Genomic DNA, 16,752 nt, shown 5'->3' with positions numbered 1-16,752 from the left:
CTTAATGGATTTAAACGGACAGCACATCAGTCGTGTCTACCCGTTCAGTGAGCAACTGTAGTTACTGAATCGCCCTGATTCGGTTTCAGGAATCCTTCTAAATAAAGAAACAGTGCGACTATCTACAGATAAACTATGAGTTGAACTGGCAGTTCGCTTGAGATGGTTTATCGTCCCCAAGAGGGGTGCGGGGGCTCGCCTGAAGCCTGCCGCAGAATCCCATGCGAGTAACTGATATAGCCACAGCGTCGCCAGACGCGGAGACGACTCAATTCCAGAAGCGAGGTATCGCCAGATGACCAACCGCAACGCATGCCGAATGCCGAACTGGTCAGCACTCACTCGCGGTCAGGCAGGATACGCTGGCCGGTTCTGCTCGGACAGCTGTGCGGTCCAATACGACCACCTGCAGGCGGACGCTCGAGACGCGGCTCAGGAGGCTTCATCCTGATGCTCGAACAGATCGACCACCGTGGTAAGCGTTTTACGATCGATGACGTCGAAGATGAGAGAATCGACCACTGTCGTCGGGCAGACGCCCTCGAACGGCAGACCCAGCGAGAGCGCCGCGAACGCGAGCGTGCGAAAGCAGTCGCTGGTCCAGCCGGTGCGAATCCTGACGTCGAGGTGCTCGACCGATGACGCCAGATGATCCTGATCCTCAGGACGTCCCTGAGTTCGACCGAGCTCTCGGTGTCGACGATCTGGTTCTTGACCCGGTGTACGGTGATCAGAGGCATCACCCAGAACGTGGCGCCGAGGATGGCGGTCAGATTCCCGTCGACGATCTGCATGAGGCACTCCTTGAGGCCGAACAGACGCTAAGAAAGATCGACGAACAACTTCCCGAGCCACTGGCGCTCAACAGGTCACTCACTGAACTACGCGCCACTACAGACGCGTATGCTCGGCTCGATTCTGAGCACCGCAATGGTGGGGATTAAGTCACCGTCTGTAGCGTAGCCGCTCGTCGGTGGTAGATCCCTGTCTCTCCCGAGTTTATGTCCTCTTTTGCAGTTCTGCAGAAGGGCAACAGATACGAACCAACAGATCCAAAGGATGATCCCAGAACCTTCATCAGCCAATATACACACATTCATATATGTACGATCTCACTGCGTTTCAGCGTGACCTCTTGTACGCGATCGCCGATCAGGACGAGCCACATGGTCTCGCGATTAAAGACGAACTCGAGAAGTACTATGAGAAGGAGATACACCACGGGCGGCTCTACCCAAACCTCGACGAGATCGTCAACAAAGGCCTCGTCGAGAAAGGTGAACTCGACCGCCGAACGAACTACTATACGATCACGGCCCGCGGCCACCGTGAACTCGAAGCCCGTCGCAAGTGGGAAGACCAGTACGTGAGCGGCTTCCTCTCCGGACCCAAGTGACGGAGCAACATCTTCACTCCGCAGATGGGAGAGTCACGCGGAGTTCAGCGCCGACTTCGTAAAAATACCCGCGCTCGAGGAGCCGTGTGATTGCATGCTCTGCATCCGCTGACTCGAGTGTCAGTTGGTCAGTTGTGCAAAGGATATCGATCGCCCGATATCGATCGATTGACGGGGCCTGCTGGTTGCTGTCTTCGGTGTTCGAGTTCGATATCTCAGCAGAAAGGACAGCGTACGTCTCAATGATCCACTCGGGGAGCGGGGGACGAGGGTCATCGGCCAGATACATGTATCACTTCATCCGCATATGTAATGCTATACGATACTGCTTAATTGTATTCCCTGTTGGAGGTGCTATGAGTTCTTGGATATACATTCGGAAGTTAGGAGTCCACATGAGAGACCGATATATAACATATAGACAAACATACAGGCTGGACACTCTGTGAGTCCCTCTAGGAAACTTGTAAAGAGATGGCCTCTAGCGTTGACATACAGCCATATACGGATCTGATAACAAACATTAGAACAATTGAATTGCCACAACATGGATGATCTCACAGGGTTCCAACGAGACCTGCTATACGTGATCGCTGGTGCTAACCAACCGTCTGGTCAGGACGTGAAAGAAGAGATCGAGCAGTACTACAGTGACGAGATCAATCACGGCCGGCTGTATCCGAATCTCGATACCGTCGTCAACAAGGGCCTCGTCGAAAAAGGGCAGCTCGATAGGCGAACAAACTATTACACAATCACGGAAGACGGCGAAGAAGCTATCAAGGACCGACGAGCGTGGGAATCACAGTATATCGAGTAGCTACTGTACCGGTGACGGCTTCGCACTGGCACAAGTAGCGAATTTCGCGCGACTATTCAGTTTTCTCAGTATCCTGACAGATACGGGTGAGCAAGAGGTACTGAATCTACACGTCACGGCTTGTTTGTCGGCGCCGGGAGGCGTGCAGCGCGCGACAGCGTGCGCTGCCTGACTCACCATGCCTGGTCCCGATCCTCACGACGACACGAGTCGCGACTACGAACAGTTCGAGAAAGCGCAACTCGCCCAGGACCGCGACGCCGCCGGCATCGACACGGCGGACGTCGACGACGCGACAGCCCAGAGCCTGGTCAATAACCTCGTCGACGCGGACGTCGTCACTCCGGTTCCGGAGGACCAGATACTGGTTCACGAGCCCAGCGGCACCACGTTCGACTCATCGACGCAGCTGGCCGTCTTCCATCGTGGCTGGACGGCCGCATGCAACGCCGACGCGGAGGGTGAGTGATACAGCAGACCCTCGTCGGCTGTACGTTCTGCGATGCCCCGCCCGGCACCGAGACTGGCGAGGCCCACACCTAGGGACAGGACGAGCGGGTCACCCACCCGATCTGCGTCGACTGCGCGATTCAGACGGAGCCGGATCCCGACGAGTGCGATCACGTCGCCTGTGACGGATGTGGACTGGTCGTCGACACGCTCGCGGCACTGACCCGGTTCCGGGTCGAACTCAGGCATCTGGAAGGCCCGTTGCAGCTGTGCGAACAGTGTAGCCCGGACGGGCTCGCGATATACTGGACGCGTGACCTCGAGGAACATCTCGTCGCCGACTGTTGAGGCAATGTTCTAGCGTAGCACTACCTGTGGTCGCCTCCTACACTCTCGGATGTAACGGACTTACGCAGTCCCAGTACGTTGAACACCGGGGACGACATCCAGAATGATATGGACTGCCCCGCTGCAGGTCCTCGATTACGCTCGAAGATTCCCTTGCTGGGATTCGCCAGCACCGACGACTGGAGCCATCGACCACTGACACTGGGGCGGACACCCCAGGGTGAGTGGTGATGTCTGATTTCGAGGCCCTCTACGACGTTCGTGAGCGAACCGGGAATCCCGAGCACGCATCGGTCGACGATGTGGTCGAACTCGTATTCGAGCGCGCGCAGCATCCCCGTACGAATCATCACGACGGGCATCTCGACGAACTGATGGCGACTGTCGTCGACAGATACGGTACCGCCCCTGTCCGGACCGTCATTCACCGTGTCCTTGTCGACGGCACGCCCTTCCGGACCGCCACCCAGGACCTCGAGGTACGCAATGTCGACGGTGTTCGTATCGGGACGACCGCTGGCCAGTTCCTCGACGAACTGAACGCACAGGACGACGGCTGAGCGGCGTAAACTCTTCTTGTTCCACGGGCGTTAATGTGCAAGCTCTGTGCATACGCCGAAACCGTTATCCGTCTGTGTGCAAAACTTGCACATACAATGAGCGCAAGCGACGATCCGCGACGGGTTCACTTCCAGTCGCCGGAGTATCTCGTCGACCGGCTCGATGCCATCGCCGAGCTCTTCGACAAAGACCGGACGGATCTCCTCGTCGATGCTATCCGGGAGTACATCGAAGACACTGCCGACAGCGAGACGTTCCAGGAATTAGTTGCGACAAAGTACTACGACGACCAACTCGAGTTCGAGACGGTGAAGCAACTAGTGGGCGCCGAGACCGCTCAGCGACTCCGCCTCCTCAAAGCAGATCTCGAGGACGAACCACTCGATCTCGCTGCCCCCGATGACGTCGACGTCTACGATGGGGATGTGACGACGGTCGACACCGCGGTCGACGACGATCGATGAGCGGTCCGCGACTGCGAACAGTCGTCGCCGACACGAGTGCGCTCGTCAGCCTCGCGGTGCCCCGTGCGGATGCAGCCATCGGTACCGATGTTCCCGATCCGTTCCAATACCTGCTCACCTCCTGTGATGTGGTCGTCCCTCCGGAAGTAGTCGCAGAACTCCGCGACATCACGCAGTATCAGGACATCCACGCCGCAGCCGCGAGTAACGTCCTCGCGGCCCGTGGCCACTACACGGTCGAAGATCCGTATGCGCGCGACGACACCCCGGACGCGCGACCGACGTTCGGCCTCGATGACGGCGAAACTGATGGCATCGTCCTCGCGAACGCACTCGACGTCAACGGCTTTCTCACCGACGAGTTTGGTGGGACGAACTTCCCACTGATTCACGCTGTGCTCCAAGGGCCGCGTATCGTCCCGACACCGCGGCTTATCTGTGACTACGCCCGGAACGGCCATATGACCCACGAGGAGGCGCGAACGCTATTTAGCGTGATCAGCCCCCACAGGAGCTGGGACAACAGCCCGTACGTCGCCCAGTTAGTGGCGCTTCTGGAGGAGTAGGTTCAGTCAGCTTCGAGTTCACGAGCGTCGAGGTCGCCGGCGAGATACTGCTCTCCCGTTCGTGTGATATCGTAGACGCCGTTTCCGAGGTGGACGAGAAGGCCGTATTCGACCAGCGTCTTGCAGCGGGCATTGATGTGTTGGCGGGAGAAGCGAACTCGATCGCTGTCCGCCATCTCCTTTGGGGTATCGGGGCCGGCTTCAGCAAGATGCTCTAGAATGCGGTCATCAGCGCGGGACATCCAGTCGGCGTCAAAGCGCATAATCGCTTGTGGTTGCGCCGACGCTATCCCGAACGCGCTAAGTCAACCAGAAACGCGTCGAGCAACTGCAATTGACTCATTAGTCTTTAACTGCCGGCCGTCCTAAGGTTCGAGCGTTGAGATGAATTGCTCTTCAAGGACGGGACCCGGGGCATCGCCGGACCTCGTCGTCGAGATTATCGAGACGCTCGAAGCATGTGGGTTGGATCGGGACGAGTACCAGTTGTACGACGCTGTCGACGTCGAAGCACTCGAGCAGATCTTGAACTCATCGAGTGGGAACGTGGAAGTCCAGTTCACCGTGGAAGGAATCCGCCTTGCGGTGACACCAGAAAGCGTCGACGTCCTGATCGACGACGAAGACTCGAATTCTACGTAGCAGTAGCTAGATCGCGGTCAACATCAGGGATGACACCTGAAAGCCCTCGGCCGCTCGACGCCCGCGACCGCCGCTGCGCGCCTCGTGCCTGCGGTGCTTGCGGGGTCGGGGGACGGCCGAGGCGGCCTCGCCCTTTCTGAGTCCGCCAGGACTGTAGATGCCTCACCGAGCGACGTAGCCGGCTGAACAGGTGTGTACGTAGCGGCCCGCCCCGCTCGCTGCTGCCGCCCTCCGCGTCGCTCGCGACCGACCATTCCGGGCGTGCGGGCGCTCTCCGCACCGCCCGCGCCCGTTCCGGGCTAAAATGAATCTGGTCTCGACGCCAGCGGGTAAGCGCGAGGGGTTGCGCTGCGTAGCTGCTCACCCCCCACGCTTACTCCGCTGGCTGCTCGCTCCGGGCGGGTCGGCGCGCGGTGCTGGTTGGGGCCACCTCATGCAGGCGCGCTCTCGCTCGCGCCCGGTAGGGCGCTCGCGAAGGCGCGAGCGAGAGCGCGCAGATGGTTCTGTCGGTCGTTGTCGTCGGAAAACCGCGATGTAGTAGCATCGCGGCGTCGGCGCGTGAGCGCCTTCGGAATCTGGTGTGATTCCAATGTCTAGTAACAACGCTAGCGGAAAGGTCGTTTCGGTCGATGAACAGGCATTCGAGAAAGCGGGCGTTCAGGCGGTCGATGAAGACGGCTTCCCGGTCGTCGACGAGACGCCGGAGTTCGAGGCCGCGGTCGAACAGGAGACGCAGGCGAAGGTGGATGCGAACCACCCGGACGGGATCGCGGACACGAGCCAGGACCGGATTCACGGTGTCACCCTCGAACAGGAGGAGCGCATTCGGGCGCGGGAAGCCGAACTGGAGCGCATCAGTGCCCAGGCCGAGCTGGGAAAGCAGGACGGTCGCGAGCAGCGCACGCGAGAGGTCGTCAGCGAGCAGTGTGGCCGTGACGAGCCGGCGCCGGCGGAGCGCACGGATCCCCGAGAGATGCTGACGCAAGAGGAACTCGCGGAGGTCAACGAGCAGGCGATGCGAATCAGCGACGAAGTGCAGGGCGGCTGGTCGAGAGCGGTCGTCGCGAAGCAGCTGGCCGAGAAGGTGCAGCGCGGGCGGGACGTCACGAAGGCGGTGCTGGAGACCCTCGAAGAACTGAAGGCGGCGCCGGGGGCGATCGTGCCTATCGCGGACGTGCCGGACGTCCCGGTCGGTGAGGTGACGGTCGAAGGGACCATCGAGACGCTCTGGGAGCCTTCCTCAACGAGCATCCAGCAAGTCGGGCTGATAGCGGATGACAGCGGGAAAATCAAGTTCACCTGCTGGGAGAAGAGCAATCAAACCGTGGTGCGTGAAGGTCAAAAGGTGCGGTTCCGGGCAGTAGCCAAGAACTGGTACGAAGGCCGGTGTTCAATCGCGCTGACCGGGTGGTCACGGATCGAGTTCCCGGAGCGCGGTCGGTGGTGGGAAGAGTAGCAGTCGGGGTAACCCTCTTTTTTTCTGTGTGCCGAACCGACCCAGACCCCACCGCCCCACCCTCCGCTGCCGGCCTCCCTCCGGTCGGCCGGCAGCCACAACCGGAGTCACAGCTTTGGGAGTGGTGTACCCAGAAACAAGACCGCTGTCGCGACGCAGTCTGTTCATTTGCCCCCTGGAGGGGCGGAGGTCACACCAAAACATGTCCCCAAGCATCAATGTCTGAAGAACGACCAGAAGCACACGAACGAACTGGTCTCGACAACGCGTCACTCCATCCTTGCGGAACTATTTAAACAAACCTCCTCGTCTCGTCAAATATGCCAGAGGACTTTCTTGGGAGTATAGAGTTCTCGTCAGAATCAGACGACCGAACCCCCGAGGAATTCATCGACCTAACCCACGATCCTGATATCCTCTATTACCATATCCAGGACTCCAAACAGAAACTCAACCGGGGAGTCGAGGTAGATACCGACGGGAAAGACGATGAAGTACTCGTCCACTCGAAGGTCGAGATCTTCCAGTCTGTGATGCAGTACGTGGAAGCATTCAGTATCTACTATCTCGCCTACATCAAGGGACGAGAGGGCTTAGTGAAGTATCTCATATCCACCTACCCAAGCGAGGTGAAGACGTTCTACACCAAACTCAACGATGGAGAAGTTGCGGAGTACTTGGACGACCATGATATCGAGGCCGATTACCGAGACCTCCTAGAATCGCTGTTTGGCTACCGATTCATCACAGAGGACGCAGACGAAGAGCAGTTAGAACAGATAGATCTCGACGAGTTATCGGCAGACTCGATTGAAGACCTCGTTGAGCAGTCAGCCGAGATACTGGACGGCCAGATACAGGATATCGGGAACTTCTATCTAGAGTTCGAGAACGCGTATAACGCAGTCAAACACGGGAATCGGATAATCCCCCAGACAGACAACGAGTTCCAAATCTCAAGAGATGGGGAAGAAGATGTAGATGTCGCGGTTGACCTCGACTTCGCACTCTTCCTTTGCAAGCACGGGGGCAAGGCCTATTTGACCGGAATCCCGGTTGACCACCTCATTGAGCACTCGCTGGACATAGCTGAACGCGTTCATGACCTCTTCACGTATCTCCGGCGAATAGCAAAGGCAGCGATAGAAGAGGAACGCGAGTTCAGCGTTCCGTTCTACGGTCCCTCAGACGGTGAGGAATCGCCGCAGAGATGGGTGAAAGTCTGGAATCCACACAGCGTCCTAATTCTTCCGCGGACAGAGGAGATCGCGGAGCTACTGGCGGAATCCACATCTGAACGTACCGTCGCCAGTCGGCTCAGTTTGGACGGGAGGACCCTCCAGATAATCACTGAAAACGAGGATTCTATCTCTCCAGAGTATCCGGTGATGGTAACGCTGGCACAGCAGGGGGTTCAGGGACTGACTCCTCAGCCGCTCTTCGGTCTCAACTTCACGTTCACTCTGAACGAGATCGATGTCCAGCAGTACTACGAACTCCTCGAACTGGAGGATCTCCAGCAAGGAGAGGGTGTCGACAACACAGAGCTTCACGATAAGGATCGAGGGGAAGAATTCGAAGTCGGCTCACCAACCTCGTTCAACATTCCCTCCCTTTATGACCCGTTTGAACGGGAGCTCATTGAACAGCTGTACTACCTTCAGCTGATCACAGGCACGAAAATCCCGGTACCTCTCGAAATGGCTGAGTCCCACGCCGAAGTTATCCGGGAAGCAATTGAGGCGGATCTCGAACGGGATGATGCGATAGAAGCTGTTGAAAATCTCCGTGAAATCGGGGAGGACGCCGTCGTCACTGGAGTCTACGTTGACCGTGTTACCCGAGCGGGAGACAAGTTAGAGTCCGAGCTGGTAGGGAGTATCTGGGGTGCGTTCGATTTCGGGTTCGAATTCGAGAGCGACGAGATGGCTGAAGAGTTCGAACGGGAGTGGGGTGAAGAAGGCGACGAGTTCACCCTCGGTCTCGAAGGGTATTCAGGATCCTTCGACGAGCTAGTTCAGGAATTGCAGGAGGATGTGGACGATGTCGAACCCTTCATTGATGCTCTATCAATCAGGGACGACAGAACCCAGCCACCGGACATTCTGGTCAATTACTCCATTGGGGAGTCCGGATTCTGGCATATCGAGCACTCTCTTCGTCTCCAGGTCATCGATGAAGAGGCTGGCCACGGCCCCATCGAGTGCGAGCTTTGTGGCGAAGTGACGATGGATGTACAGACTCATCTCACCGAAGACTGTGAAGCAGACCCGTTCGCTTGAGTCCTTTTCAGCCTATACAGACTAGTCGTCCAAGTCCAGTCCTGCTGTAGACTTCTCTTCGCCCGCGAACGTCTCCAGCAAGTACAGCACGCTAAACCCGAGGTTCTCATGGATCCAGTCCTGATTCGAGTAGATGTCCGTGAAGTCGCCGGTCACGAAGTGGCTGATACCGATTTCCTCCTTCAGGAACACGGCGTCACAGATCAACGCGATATCCGCGTTGTTCTTCATGTGGACTGGCCATTCCTTCAACCGCTTCTCGACGTCGGGATACTCGCGGTCCCGCATCGGTTCCAGATAGACACGGGCCTCGATCTGGTCCTTATGCTTGATCGACCGCTCCATCAAGACGTCCTTCAGCTTCCGAGCAGCCTCCCGAGCTGTCCGCCGAGTGAGCTCGCCCTCCTTCTCGAAGTACCACTCAAAGTACTTCTGGAGCCGAGGCCGCACCTCCTTCTCCTCGGACTCCTTCATGTCGAACCGCTCGACGTACTCGTCCATCACCGTCTCAATATCGAGCTCGTCGTCACTGTAGGTTTGCAGCATCTTCCCGAACTGCCTCAGCTTCAACCGGAGCTTCGCCCGTTTCTCCCCGTACAGGCCTTCGTCCCGGTCTAACCGGATGTCGGCGGAACGCCGACTGTTGTCCCCGGTGCTGGAGCAGTACTCGTAGACGGCGTTCTTCCCGGTGTAGATCGTGTTGTCGGTGTCGAACAATCGTTTGGCGTCAGGGTACCACCGGTCATTGATGAAGGTGAGTCCGAGCAGGCAGTTGGTGTCTACGAAGTACCGGGTCATGGAGGGGGTTGGTTAGGGGGCGGGTGAGAGACCGAGGAGGGCGATTGCGACTCCGTCAGCGGCTTCGGACACTACTTGGTTCTCTTCCAGGTCTGTGTGTAGCCGGGAGCGTTCTCGCTCTATCAGTTCGAGTTCCTTCCGGATATCCTCTTGTCGGCCTTCGAGGTCCTGCGTGTCTAGTTCCTCGGCGATCTCTTCGGGGGTCAACCCGGTGTTTTCGCGTTGGGCGAGGTCGATGCAGAAGATGGTCCAGAACAATTCAGAGACCTTCAGGGCCTTCTGCGACCGGTACTCTTCGGCATCAAGTTCAGCACTTACGACCGAGTACCAGAGATCCAGGTCTTGCACCAGCCACGGGTAGTCGTCGACCGGGAAGGTATCGATGATATCGAAGACCGTGTTGATGACTGCTTCCCTGCTGGAGTCTACTTCTGGGTAATCTGGTTTGTCGTCGATAGCGTCACTGAGCTGTTTGTCGAGTCGTCGGTAGTGGCGTTGGACGTCGTAAGGCGCGTCCTCGTACATGTCATCGGTCAGCCCCTCCGTATTTTGTTCGTACAGACGGTTGAGTGCTCGGGAGAGTGCGAGTCGAGCCTTTGTTTCTTCCTCCCGGGGGAGGCTGACCTGAGAAGCTGAAAGGCTACAACGGACTTCTCGGCTATCGTCACTCCAGTCTACCGTGACCGGGGATCCACCGGTCTTCGCCATGGTTCCGAACTTGTACCAGAAGTGCTGGATATCCGTGTCCAATCCGACATCGTTGAGTTCCTTGTCTGCGAAGTAGAGCAGTTTATAGAAGGTTTTAGGGCGTAACGGGTTCGAGTAGAATCTCTCGTCCAAGAGAAGGGCCGTTACCTCCCCTACGCTCAGTGTAGAGGTCATGCTTATTCGAGGCTAACAGCACCACCTCTAATTACTGTATTGAAAACAGTGAATCTGAATCAGGAACCCCCAATACCGTGGCCTGACATCCAATTCTCGGCCTGAGTCCGGGACCGTTCACTGCGACGAAATGATTTAGGTACTCCATTGTGAGGTTCGGCATAACGTGGCGCTCACCAACCTCCTAGGCGAACGCGAGGCCCTCGCTAAAAACTCGGAGATCTACGGTGACAAGGTCCAGGAGTACATGGAGGCGATGGGATACTACATCACGGAAACATCGCCCACCCATGGCGGGCTTGTCGACCAGAAATATGAACTCCCAGAGATCAGGGGTGACCGAGAGGTCTGGGTCGAGCTCAAGTGGACAGACCAGCGCCGTCACGGGAAGAAATTCCTCGAGGAGATGGGGAAGTACTTCCTCCACTACATGGACCGGTCTCCTGAGAAACGGTTCGACGTGGCCATCTTCGGGCGGAACCTCGAGAACTTCAAAGAGTGGCGGAAGATCTTCGACGTCACCAAGCAGACCGACGAGGCAATCCAGGAGTTCTACGACCGGGTCTGCGAGAACGACAAACTCTCGGACGACCATCGAAGGAAGATTAAGAGCTATTCGATGGACGATTTCGAGGAGTTCCTGAGTGACACCCACGTCTACCAAGCCGACTACGACTCGCTCTTGATGAAGATCGAGGAGTTCGAGAAAGACGACCGGTTCAAACCCGACTTCTTCCAGCGCGAAGCCGAACCCATCACCGACAGGTCAGAGCTGACCACCAACCTCGTCGAGATAACAGAGTACCCTGAAAATCTGTACATCGGAGACCAGGTGGAGGGCGCGACACAAGAGGTAGCATTCAAGCTACGCCCATTCACGGTACCGACGTGGTTCAAGTCGAACAAGGTGTATAGCCTGTTGCCGCCGGAGGAAATGCCGAGAGCGGTCAAACAGTTCATTGATCCGGACACGGTCGAGGAGACCGGGTTCCGGTCGTGGGTAGAAGCCGACCAAGGGAACGCCGATATTGGTAAACGGCTGATCCGGGCCGTTGTCCTCTCCAAGGGTGAAGACCGTGGCTGCATCGCGATAAACTACCGTAGCGACTACCACCTCTACTTCCCACACGAAGACCCCGAAGCGGAGGTCCGGAAAGAAGAGGGGCGACAGGTCACAAAACACTACGATGAGGCCGAATCACCCTTCTTCCGCCACCACTCACTCCGTATCGGCATCCTCGAATACTCGGGACAGTACTTCCTCACCCTGAAACCAGCTATCCTGTTCACCACCAACGGGAAAGAAAACCGGATCACCGGGGAACAAGCCAAACCGTTACACGACAGGTTCAGCCCCAGCCGACACGGAAACAACCGGAAAACACGGAGCCGGATCAACCACTGGTGGAAAATCCTGGACTACGGCGACCCCAAACAGGACAATCTGGACATCGGGACAGAACCCGTGATGCTCGAAGTCAACAAAAGGCCGCCCAAAGACACCGACGAACGGGACGGTACCATGCAGAACAAGTGGATAGGAGATTTCCAATGAACGAGTTCACCGCCGAAGTCCTCGACGAACCCGGCTTGATGTTCGCCGACGGCGAGGAATCCATCGACCCCCGAGTCGGATTGATGAAATACGGACCAAGAACTCCATCCGGCAAATCCGAACACCAGGTAATCAACATCGGATACATCGGGTCTGGCCGGTCTCTCGGCGGCCTCGAGAAACTGTTCAAGGACATGGAGCTGGCTATCACCGCCGACGAGGACAAGTCGAAGCGGTGGAAACCACCGTTCCCCGGCCTCGGCGAACGGTCGCCGCTGAACTTCACGTTCAACACGCAGAAGCGGTGGCGGCAGACGATTACTCGAGGCGAGATCCGGGACCTGAAACAGATCCGCAGCCGGAAAGACCGGTTGGAAGAAGCGGTCGAGATCATCAAGATCAACCTTGAAGTCCTGTACGCCAAGGAAACGCCGCCTGACGTCGTGTTCATCGCGATTCCAGAAGCGATGTGGGACGCATGCACTCCATCCCACCAGGACCATGCCCGGATGCAGTCAGAGACCAGCGACTTCCACAACCGGATCAAGCTGCTAGGGATGGAAGTCGGGTTGCCGACGCAGCTGATGCAGCCGAAGACCCTCCGCGGTGAGGGCGTCCAGGACAAGTCCGAGATCGCATGGAACATCGCGGTCGGAACACTGTACAAGGCGCAACGCGGCCATCCCTGGAAACTAACCGAGCTGGAGGACGGAACGTGCTTCGCCGGGATATCCTTCTACAAAGAGCGAGGCGGAGACCAATCCCGGACACGGACAGCTATGGCCCAAGTCTTCCTGGAGACAGGGGAGAACTTCATCCTTCGAGGCGACCCCGTCGAAGGAGAGAAGCACGGCCCAGGGAACAACCACCTCGCAGAAGACGACGCCAAGCAACTGGTAAAGAAGATTCTCAGGCACTACCGTAGCCACAAAAAGACTGAGCCGCGACGACTGGTGCTTCACAAGCGGTCGGAGTTCTGGGAAGAGGAGCGAGAGGGGTTCATCAAAGGTGCCGGGAACATCGAGTTGATGGACTTCGTCACGGTCCGAGAGCGGCACCCAGTCCGGGCCTTGAGTTCCGGGATTTATCCGGCGCTTCGAGGCACGATGGTCTCCGCACCGAACAACGAGGAGCACTACCTGTACACGAAGGGGTACATCCCGGCCTTGTCGACGTATCCGGCCTCGAACATCCCGGAGCCGATCGTGGTCAAGCCGGATCCAGAGGTCAGTGACTCATCGCCACAGAAGCTGTGCCGAGAAATGCTGGCGTTCACGAAACTGGACTGGAACACTTCGGATTTCTGCACGAAGCTTCCGGTTACAATCGGAATCTCAGATGCCGTTGGGAACATTCTGGCTGAAGCTGAAGCTCAAAACACCAGTCTGGACATCCATTACTACCATTATATGTAGAACATCAGCTGGATTGTGTTCTAGTTGACTGGAGTACCGATACCATCCGTTTCTATCGGCCCCTCAATGGGCGAGGGGCTCGCTGTACTGACGAGTTCCTCGATCACGGTGAGAACGATGGCAACCAGAGACATCTACGAAACTGGCTTCGACGAAGACGCCCGAGCTGAGTCGAGCGCGAACCAATGCCCTGAGTGCAACGGCCGGGTAACGACGAACGCGGTCGAAACGGTCTGCGAGGACTGTGGGCTGGTCATCGACGAACAGCGAATCGATCACGGGCCGGAGTGGCGGGCGTATGACGACGAGGAGTGCGAACGAACGGGCGCCCCGCTCACTGCCGCTCGCCACGATCGCGGCCTGTCGACGGAAATCGGTCGCGGCACCGACGCGAAGGGGAACGAGATCTCCGGGCAGAAGCGACGGCGACTCGCGCGGATGCGCCGTGAACAGACCCGCGGTCGCTGGCGGTCGAAAGCAGAACGGAATCTCGCCCATGGACTGGGCGAGGTTCGCCGGTTGGCGAGTGCGCTCGAGCTCTCTGATTCGGTCCGTGACCAGGCGTGCCAGCTCTTCCGGAGCGCCCAGAACGAGGATCTGCTTCGTGGCAGATCCATCGAAGCCATCGGCGCGGCCAGCGTCTACGGGGCCTGCCGGTGCAACGGCCTCTCGCGGTTGGTGGATGACGTCAATGAGATGGCCCACGTCGCGGAGTCGCGAGTCACGAACGCATATAAAACGCTAAACGAAGAGCTGGGGCTCCCTGCCGAGCCCGTCTCCCCCAGCATGTTCGTGCCGCGCCTCGCTTCAGACCTCGAGTGTCCGGACGAGATCCGACAGCGGGCCCGAACCCTCGCGGAGCAGGCCGAGAAGTGCGGCGTCACGACGGGCGTTCATCCGGCCGGGTTCGCCGCGGCCTGCCTCTACAAAGCGGGGCAGGAACAGGGGCAGTGGGTAACGCAAAGCGACGTCGCGGAGACAGGGAACGTCACGCCAACGACTGTCCGGACGCATCACGAAACGCTCGATGAACTCGCGGTCTAGACAGGCCAGGTAGGAAGCGAGGGCGTGCCATTCTCCCAGCGAATCGCCTCTACCGCCGCCGGAAGTTGCTGTAGTCGGTCATCAAGGACGGCGAGTGGATGCGCATCGAGAAACGTCGCGCTATGCCGATCGACCGGCGTGTCTTCGTGATTGAGTTGGATGTGGCAGGGTCCAAGGGCTGGATGGTCGACATCCTGGTGGAAGCCGAGCATCAGGTTCCGCTCCGGTTCGACCCAGTTGATGCGGTAGTATTCGTGGTCGACGCCGGCGGGGTACCAGAAGCGAATCTCCAGCCGTGCGGTCTCCGCGTTGTAAGAGTCACTCAGGAACGTCGTTGGGTCAACATCCGCGATGACGTACCGGGGCCGGCGTCGAGACGGGCGATAGCGCACGTCCTCACACCCAGCCTGCCTCGTCAATCGGTCGTGAACGTCGCGGAGGAGGGTGCGCTGTGTATAGCGGTCGCGACCGGCAAGAAAGATCATACTGTGAGAGAGGAGGATTAGCTCGTGGCGCGGTCAGCCACGTCGGTCATCTGTTCGCGAGCGGCTTCGACGTCGGAGTAGAGTTCTAGTGCGTGCTTGATGAGGCGACGGTCCTCCTCGTTCTCGCGCCAGAACGCAATCACGTCGCGGCGTTCGCGAAGCTCGCCACTTGAGAGATCTCCATCAGCAAGCGACTGTTCGAGCTCCTCCCACGTCTCGACGTCGTAGGTCGCCTGCCACTCCTCGATTTCCTCGGTGATCGCGGCCAATTCGCTCCGCAGCTCCTCGCGCGTGTTTTCCTCGATGAGCGTACGGATCTCCTCGAAGAGCAGTCGCGTGTAGTCCGGCTGGTAGCGCGTGGTTTCGCCGGCCTCAACGCGGCGCAGCTGGCCCTGGTCGACGAGATCCTGGAGTTCCTCGTTGGTCGTGCTCCAGGCGGCGTCGGCCTGCTCGCTGATCCAGTTGACCGACCGCGGTTCGCGAAGCGTCTCGGCGACCGCTCGAATACGGTCACGGGCGCTCATCGACTCACTCCACGACTGGACCCCATCTCGCGAGGATTCGGACATGCTTGGCACCTCTTACGACAGTGTTGGTGCTGAACTCCCATATATGTTTGTACTCTCTCGCATAATCAAGAGGCTATTGCGAAAGAGGGGGTCCGGACGTTGAAATACGGAACCGACAGAAGCTATGAGCCAACCGATGCACGACCGATATTCTGACTTTGAGGAACTGCGGCCGACCGGCGAGGCGTCCCACATTCCGGACACGAGGCTGGACGACGGCTGTGAGGGTGCCCCCCGGCGGCAACGAGCCGCGACGAGCTCTGGTGGCTACCCGGATGCGCCGACGGCAGACGACAGCGAGTGCCGGTCCTGTGGAGCGCCAGTCCGAGACGGCCAGACGAAATGCCGGTTCTGTCTCACCAACCATCTCGGGAGTGACGCCACTAGCACGAACGAGACAGCGTCGACGACGTGCCTCGGCATCGTCCACCTGGTCGTCGAGTCGACCACGTTCTACGGCGCCGTCGCAAAGGGCGGCGCCGCGGCGAACCTCCTCTCTGCCAACCAGGCGGAGCCGGCCGTCGACGACTACACGCTCATCTACGATCTCGACGAGGCGCCGGCGCGCCAGCTGGTCGAGCAATGGCCCTCACTCCCCGACGCGGTACAGGTATCGTCAGAGGAGGGAGAGCGCCTTCTCAGTGCCGCCCGTGACCGGACTGGGTGGCACGGGCAGGGAGCGTCGGAGCGCCAGGAGCAGGCCCCGACGCGGCTCTATGATCAGCGTGGGGACGGCATCCGCGACGAGTCGCGTCTCGACGCGGTCCTCGACGACGCCGTCGACGCGGTGTGGCTGGTTCCAGCGATGGCGCTGACCGAATCTACTGGCGAAGCTGGGGCTGATCGGCAAGAGTCGTCGGTACCGACGACGCAGGAACTCGACTGTCAAACCTGTGGACGGGCGACCGACCATCGGTTCAAGACCCACGAGTCGGTCCCGGATGAGGCGTGGACCGGACAACCGATCTGGGAGTGTCGGGTGTGTGGCTCGGCTCGCTACGGACCCAGTCTCGAGTAGC

General features: G+C 58.7%; 20 protein-coding genes and 1 pseudogene. 16 read left to right on the top strand and 5 right to left on the bottom strand.

What is annotated here, in order from left to right; all coding sequences use genetic code 11:
* The first annotated feature begins 450 nt into the window (after positions 1 to 450).
* The 9 genes and pseudogenes from NDO75_RS25680 (at position 451) to NDO75_RS25640 (ending at position 4,605) form a co-directional block, all read left to right on the top strand.
* Positions 451 to 642, top strand: coding sequence for a hypothetical protein (locus NDO75_RS25680; protein WP_277524627.1), 192 nt, complete (start codon positions 451 to 453; stop codon positions 640 to 642).
* A complete protein-coding gene (locus NDO75_RS25675; protein WP_277524625.1) occupies positions 639 to 944 on the top strand; it encodes a hypothetical protein in 306 nt (101 codons plus the stop codon). Before NDO75_RS25680 ends, NDO75_RS25675 begins: the two co-directional genes overlap by 4 nt.
* 158 nt (positions 945 to 1,102) lie before the next feature.
* Entirely contained in the window at positions 1,103 to 1,396 is a 294-nt protein-coding gene (locus NDO75_RS25670) for a PadR family transcriptional regulator (protein ID WP_277524623.1), read from the top strand.
* A 547-nt stretch (positions 1,397 to 1,943) separates the two neighbouring features.
* On the top strand, positions 1,944 to 2,216 hold the full coding sequence (locus tag NDO75_RS25665) for a helix-turn-helix transcriptional regulator (protein ID WP_226778737.1): 273 nt from the start codon (positions 1,944 to 1,946) through the stop codon (positions 2,214 to 2,216).
* Positions 2,217 to 2,394: 178 nt separating this feature from the next.
* The gene (locus NDO75_RS25660; RefSeq protein ID WP_310909418.1) at positions 2,395 to 2,685 is read left to right on the top strand and encodes a hypothetical protein; all 291 of its coding nucleotides are present in this window, start codon (positions 2,395 to 2,397) and stop codon (positions 2,683 to 2,685) included.
* A pseudogene (locus NDO75_RS25655) lies at positions 2,685 to 3,014 on the top strand (hypothetical protein). The gene NDO75_RS25660 and the pseudogene NDO75_RS25655 overlap by 1 nt, the downstream one beginning before the upstream one ends.
* Positions 3,015 to 3,244: 230 nt before the next feature.
* Entirely contained in the window at positions 3,245 to 3,574 is a 330-nt protein-coding gene (locus NDO75_RS25650) for a hypothetical protein (RefSeq protein WP_310909417.1), read from the top strand.
* Positions 3,575 to 3,670: 96 nt separating this feature from the next.
* Complete coding sequence (locus NDO75_RS25645) at positions 3,671 to 4,039, top strand: hypothetical protein (protein ID WP_310909416.1); 369 nt, start codon at positions 3,671 to 3,673, stop codon at positions 4,037 to 4,039.
* Positions 4,036 to 4,605, top strand: a complete 570-nt coding sequence (locus NDO75_RS25640) for a hypothetical protein (protein WP_310909415.1) — start codon at positions 4,036 to 4,038, stop codon at positions 4,603 to 4,605. The genes NDO75_RS25645 and NDO75_RS25640 overlap by 4 nt, the downstream gene beginning before the upstream one ends.
* A 2-nt stretch (positions 4,606 to 4,607) precedes the next feature.
* On the opposite strand, the gene NDO75_RS25635 is transcribed toward NDO75_RS25640, so the two are convergent.
* A complete protein-coding gene (locus NDO75_RS25635; protein ID WP_310909414.1) occupies positions 4,608 to 4,868 on the bottom strand; it encodes a helix-turn-helix domain-containing protein in 261 nt (86 codons plus the stop codon).
* 121 nt (positions 4,869 to 4,989) lie between these two features.
* On the opposite strand from NDO75_RS25635, the gene NDO75_RS25630 reads away from it, so the two are divergent.
* The 3 genes from NDO75_RS25630 (at position 4,990) to NDO75_RS25620 (ending at position 8,985) form a co-directional block, all read left to right on the top strand.
* Complete coding sequence (locus NDO75_RS25630; protein ID WP_310909413.1) at positions 4,990 to 5,247, top strand: HalOD1 output domain-containing protein; 258 nt, start codon at positions 4,990 to 4,992, stop codon at positions 5,245 to 5,247.
* A gap of 589 nt (positions 5,248 to 5,836) precedes the next feature.
* Positions 5,837 to 6,703, top strand: coding sequence for a DNA-binding protein (locus NDO75_RS25625; RefSeq protein ID WP_310909412.1), 867 nt, complete (start codon positions 5,837 to 5,839; stop codon positions 6,701 to 6,703).
* A 320-nt stretch (positions 6,704 to 7,023) separates the two neighbouring features.
* Positions 7,024 to 8,985 carry a hypothetical protein gene (locus NDO75_RS25620; protein WP_310909411.1) on the top strand — a complete coding sequence of 654 codons (1,962 nt, stop codon included), beginning with the start codon at positions 7,024 to 7,026 and terminating at the stop codon, positions 8,983 to 8,985.
* A gap of 21 nt (positions 8,986 to 9,006) precedes the next feature.
* On the opposite strand, the gene NDO75_RS25615 is transcribed toward NDO75_RS25620, so the two are convergent.
* Together NDO75_RS25615 and NDO75_RS25610 are read right to left on the bottom strand one after the other, a co-directional pair.
* On the bottom strand, positions 9,007 to 9,783 hold the full coding sequence (locus tag NDO75_RS25615; protein ID WP_310909410.1) for a hypothetical protein: 777 nt from the start codon (positions 9,781 to 9,783) through the stop codon (positions 9,007 to 9,009).
* Between the two features lie 12 nt (positions 9,784 to 9,795).
* Positions 9,796 to 10,665 carry a hypothetical protein gene (locus tag NDO75_RS25610; protein WP_310909409.1) on the bottom strand — a complete coding sequence of 290 codons (870 nt, stop codon included), beginning with the start codon at positions 10,663 to 10,665 and terminating at the stop codon, positions 9,796 to 9,798.
* 166 nt (positions 10,666 to 10,831) lie between these two features.
* Between NDO75_RS25610 and NDO75_RS25605 the strand changes: the two genes are divergently transcribed.
* From NDO75_RS25605 to NDO75_RS25595, 3 genes are all read left to right on the top strand, one after another.
* Complete coding sequence (locus NDO75_RS25605; protein WP_310909408.1) at positions 10,832 to 12,220, top strand: hypothetical protein; 1,389 nt, start codon at positions 10,832 to 10,834, stop codon at positions 12,218 to 12,220.
* Positions 12,217 to 13,635 (top strand): hypothetical protein, encoded by a 1,419-nt coding sequence (locus NDO75_RS25600; protein WP_254538710.1) that lies wholly within the window; start codon positions 12,217 to 12,219, stop codon positions 13,633 to 13,635. The genes NDO75_RS25605 and NDO75_RS25600 overlap by 4 nt, the downstream gene beginning before the upstream one ends.
* Before the next feature lie 117 nt (positions 13,636 to 13,752).
* A complete protein-coding gene (locus NDO75_RS25595; RefSeq protein WP_310909407.1) occupies positions 13,753 to 14,679 on the top strand; it encodes a transcription initiation factor IIB family protein in 927 nt (308 codons plus the stop codon).
* Here the strand turns inward: NDO75_RS25595 and NDO75_RS25590 are convergent.
* Entirely contained in the window at positions 14,676 to 15,164 is a 489-nt protein-coding gene (locus tag NDO75_RS25590) for a hypothetical protein (RefSeq protein WP_310909406.1), read from the bottom strand. The two genes, NDO75_RS25595 and NDO75_RS25590, sit on opposite strands and share 4 nt — an antisense overlap.
* Positions 15,165 to 15,181: 17 nt before the next feature.
* Positions 15,182 to 15,733, bottom strand: a complete 552-nt coding sequence (locus tag NDO75_RS25585) for a hypothetical protein (RefSeq protein ID WP_310909405.1) — start codon at positions 15,731 to 15,733, stop codon at positions 15,182 to 15,184.
* A 136-nt stretch (positions 15,734 to 15,869) separates the two neighbouring features.
* Here NDO75_RS25585 and NDO75_RS25580 point away from each other — a divergent pair, with 136 nt between their 5' ends.
* Positions 15,870 to 16,751, top strand: a complete 882-nt coding sequence (locus tag NDO75_RS25580; RefSeq protein WP_310909495.1) for a hypothetical protein — start codon at positions 15,870 to 15,872, stop codon at positions 16,749 to 16,751.
* Position 16,752 lies beyond the last annotated feature (1 nt).

It is taken from the genome of Natrinema sp. 1APR25-10V2 (assembly GCF_031626495.1).
Classification (GTDB): domain Archaea; phylum Halobacteriota; class Halobacteria; order Halobacteriales; family Natrialbaceae; genus Natrinema.
The sequence above is the reverse complement of the archived record's forward strand: the minus strand, read 5'-3'. Positions and strand labels throughout refer to the sequence as shown.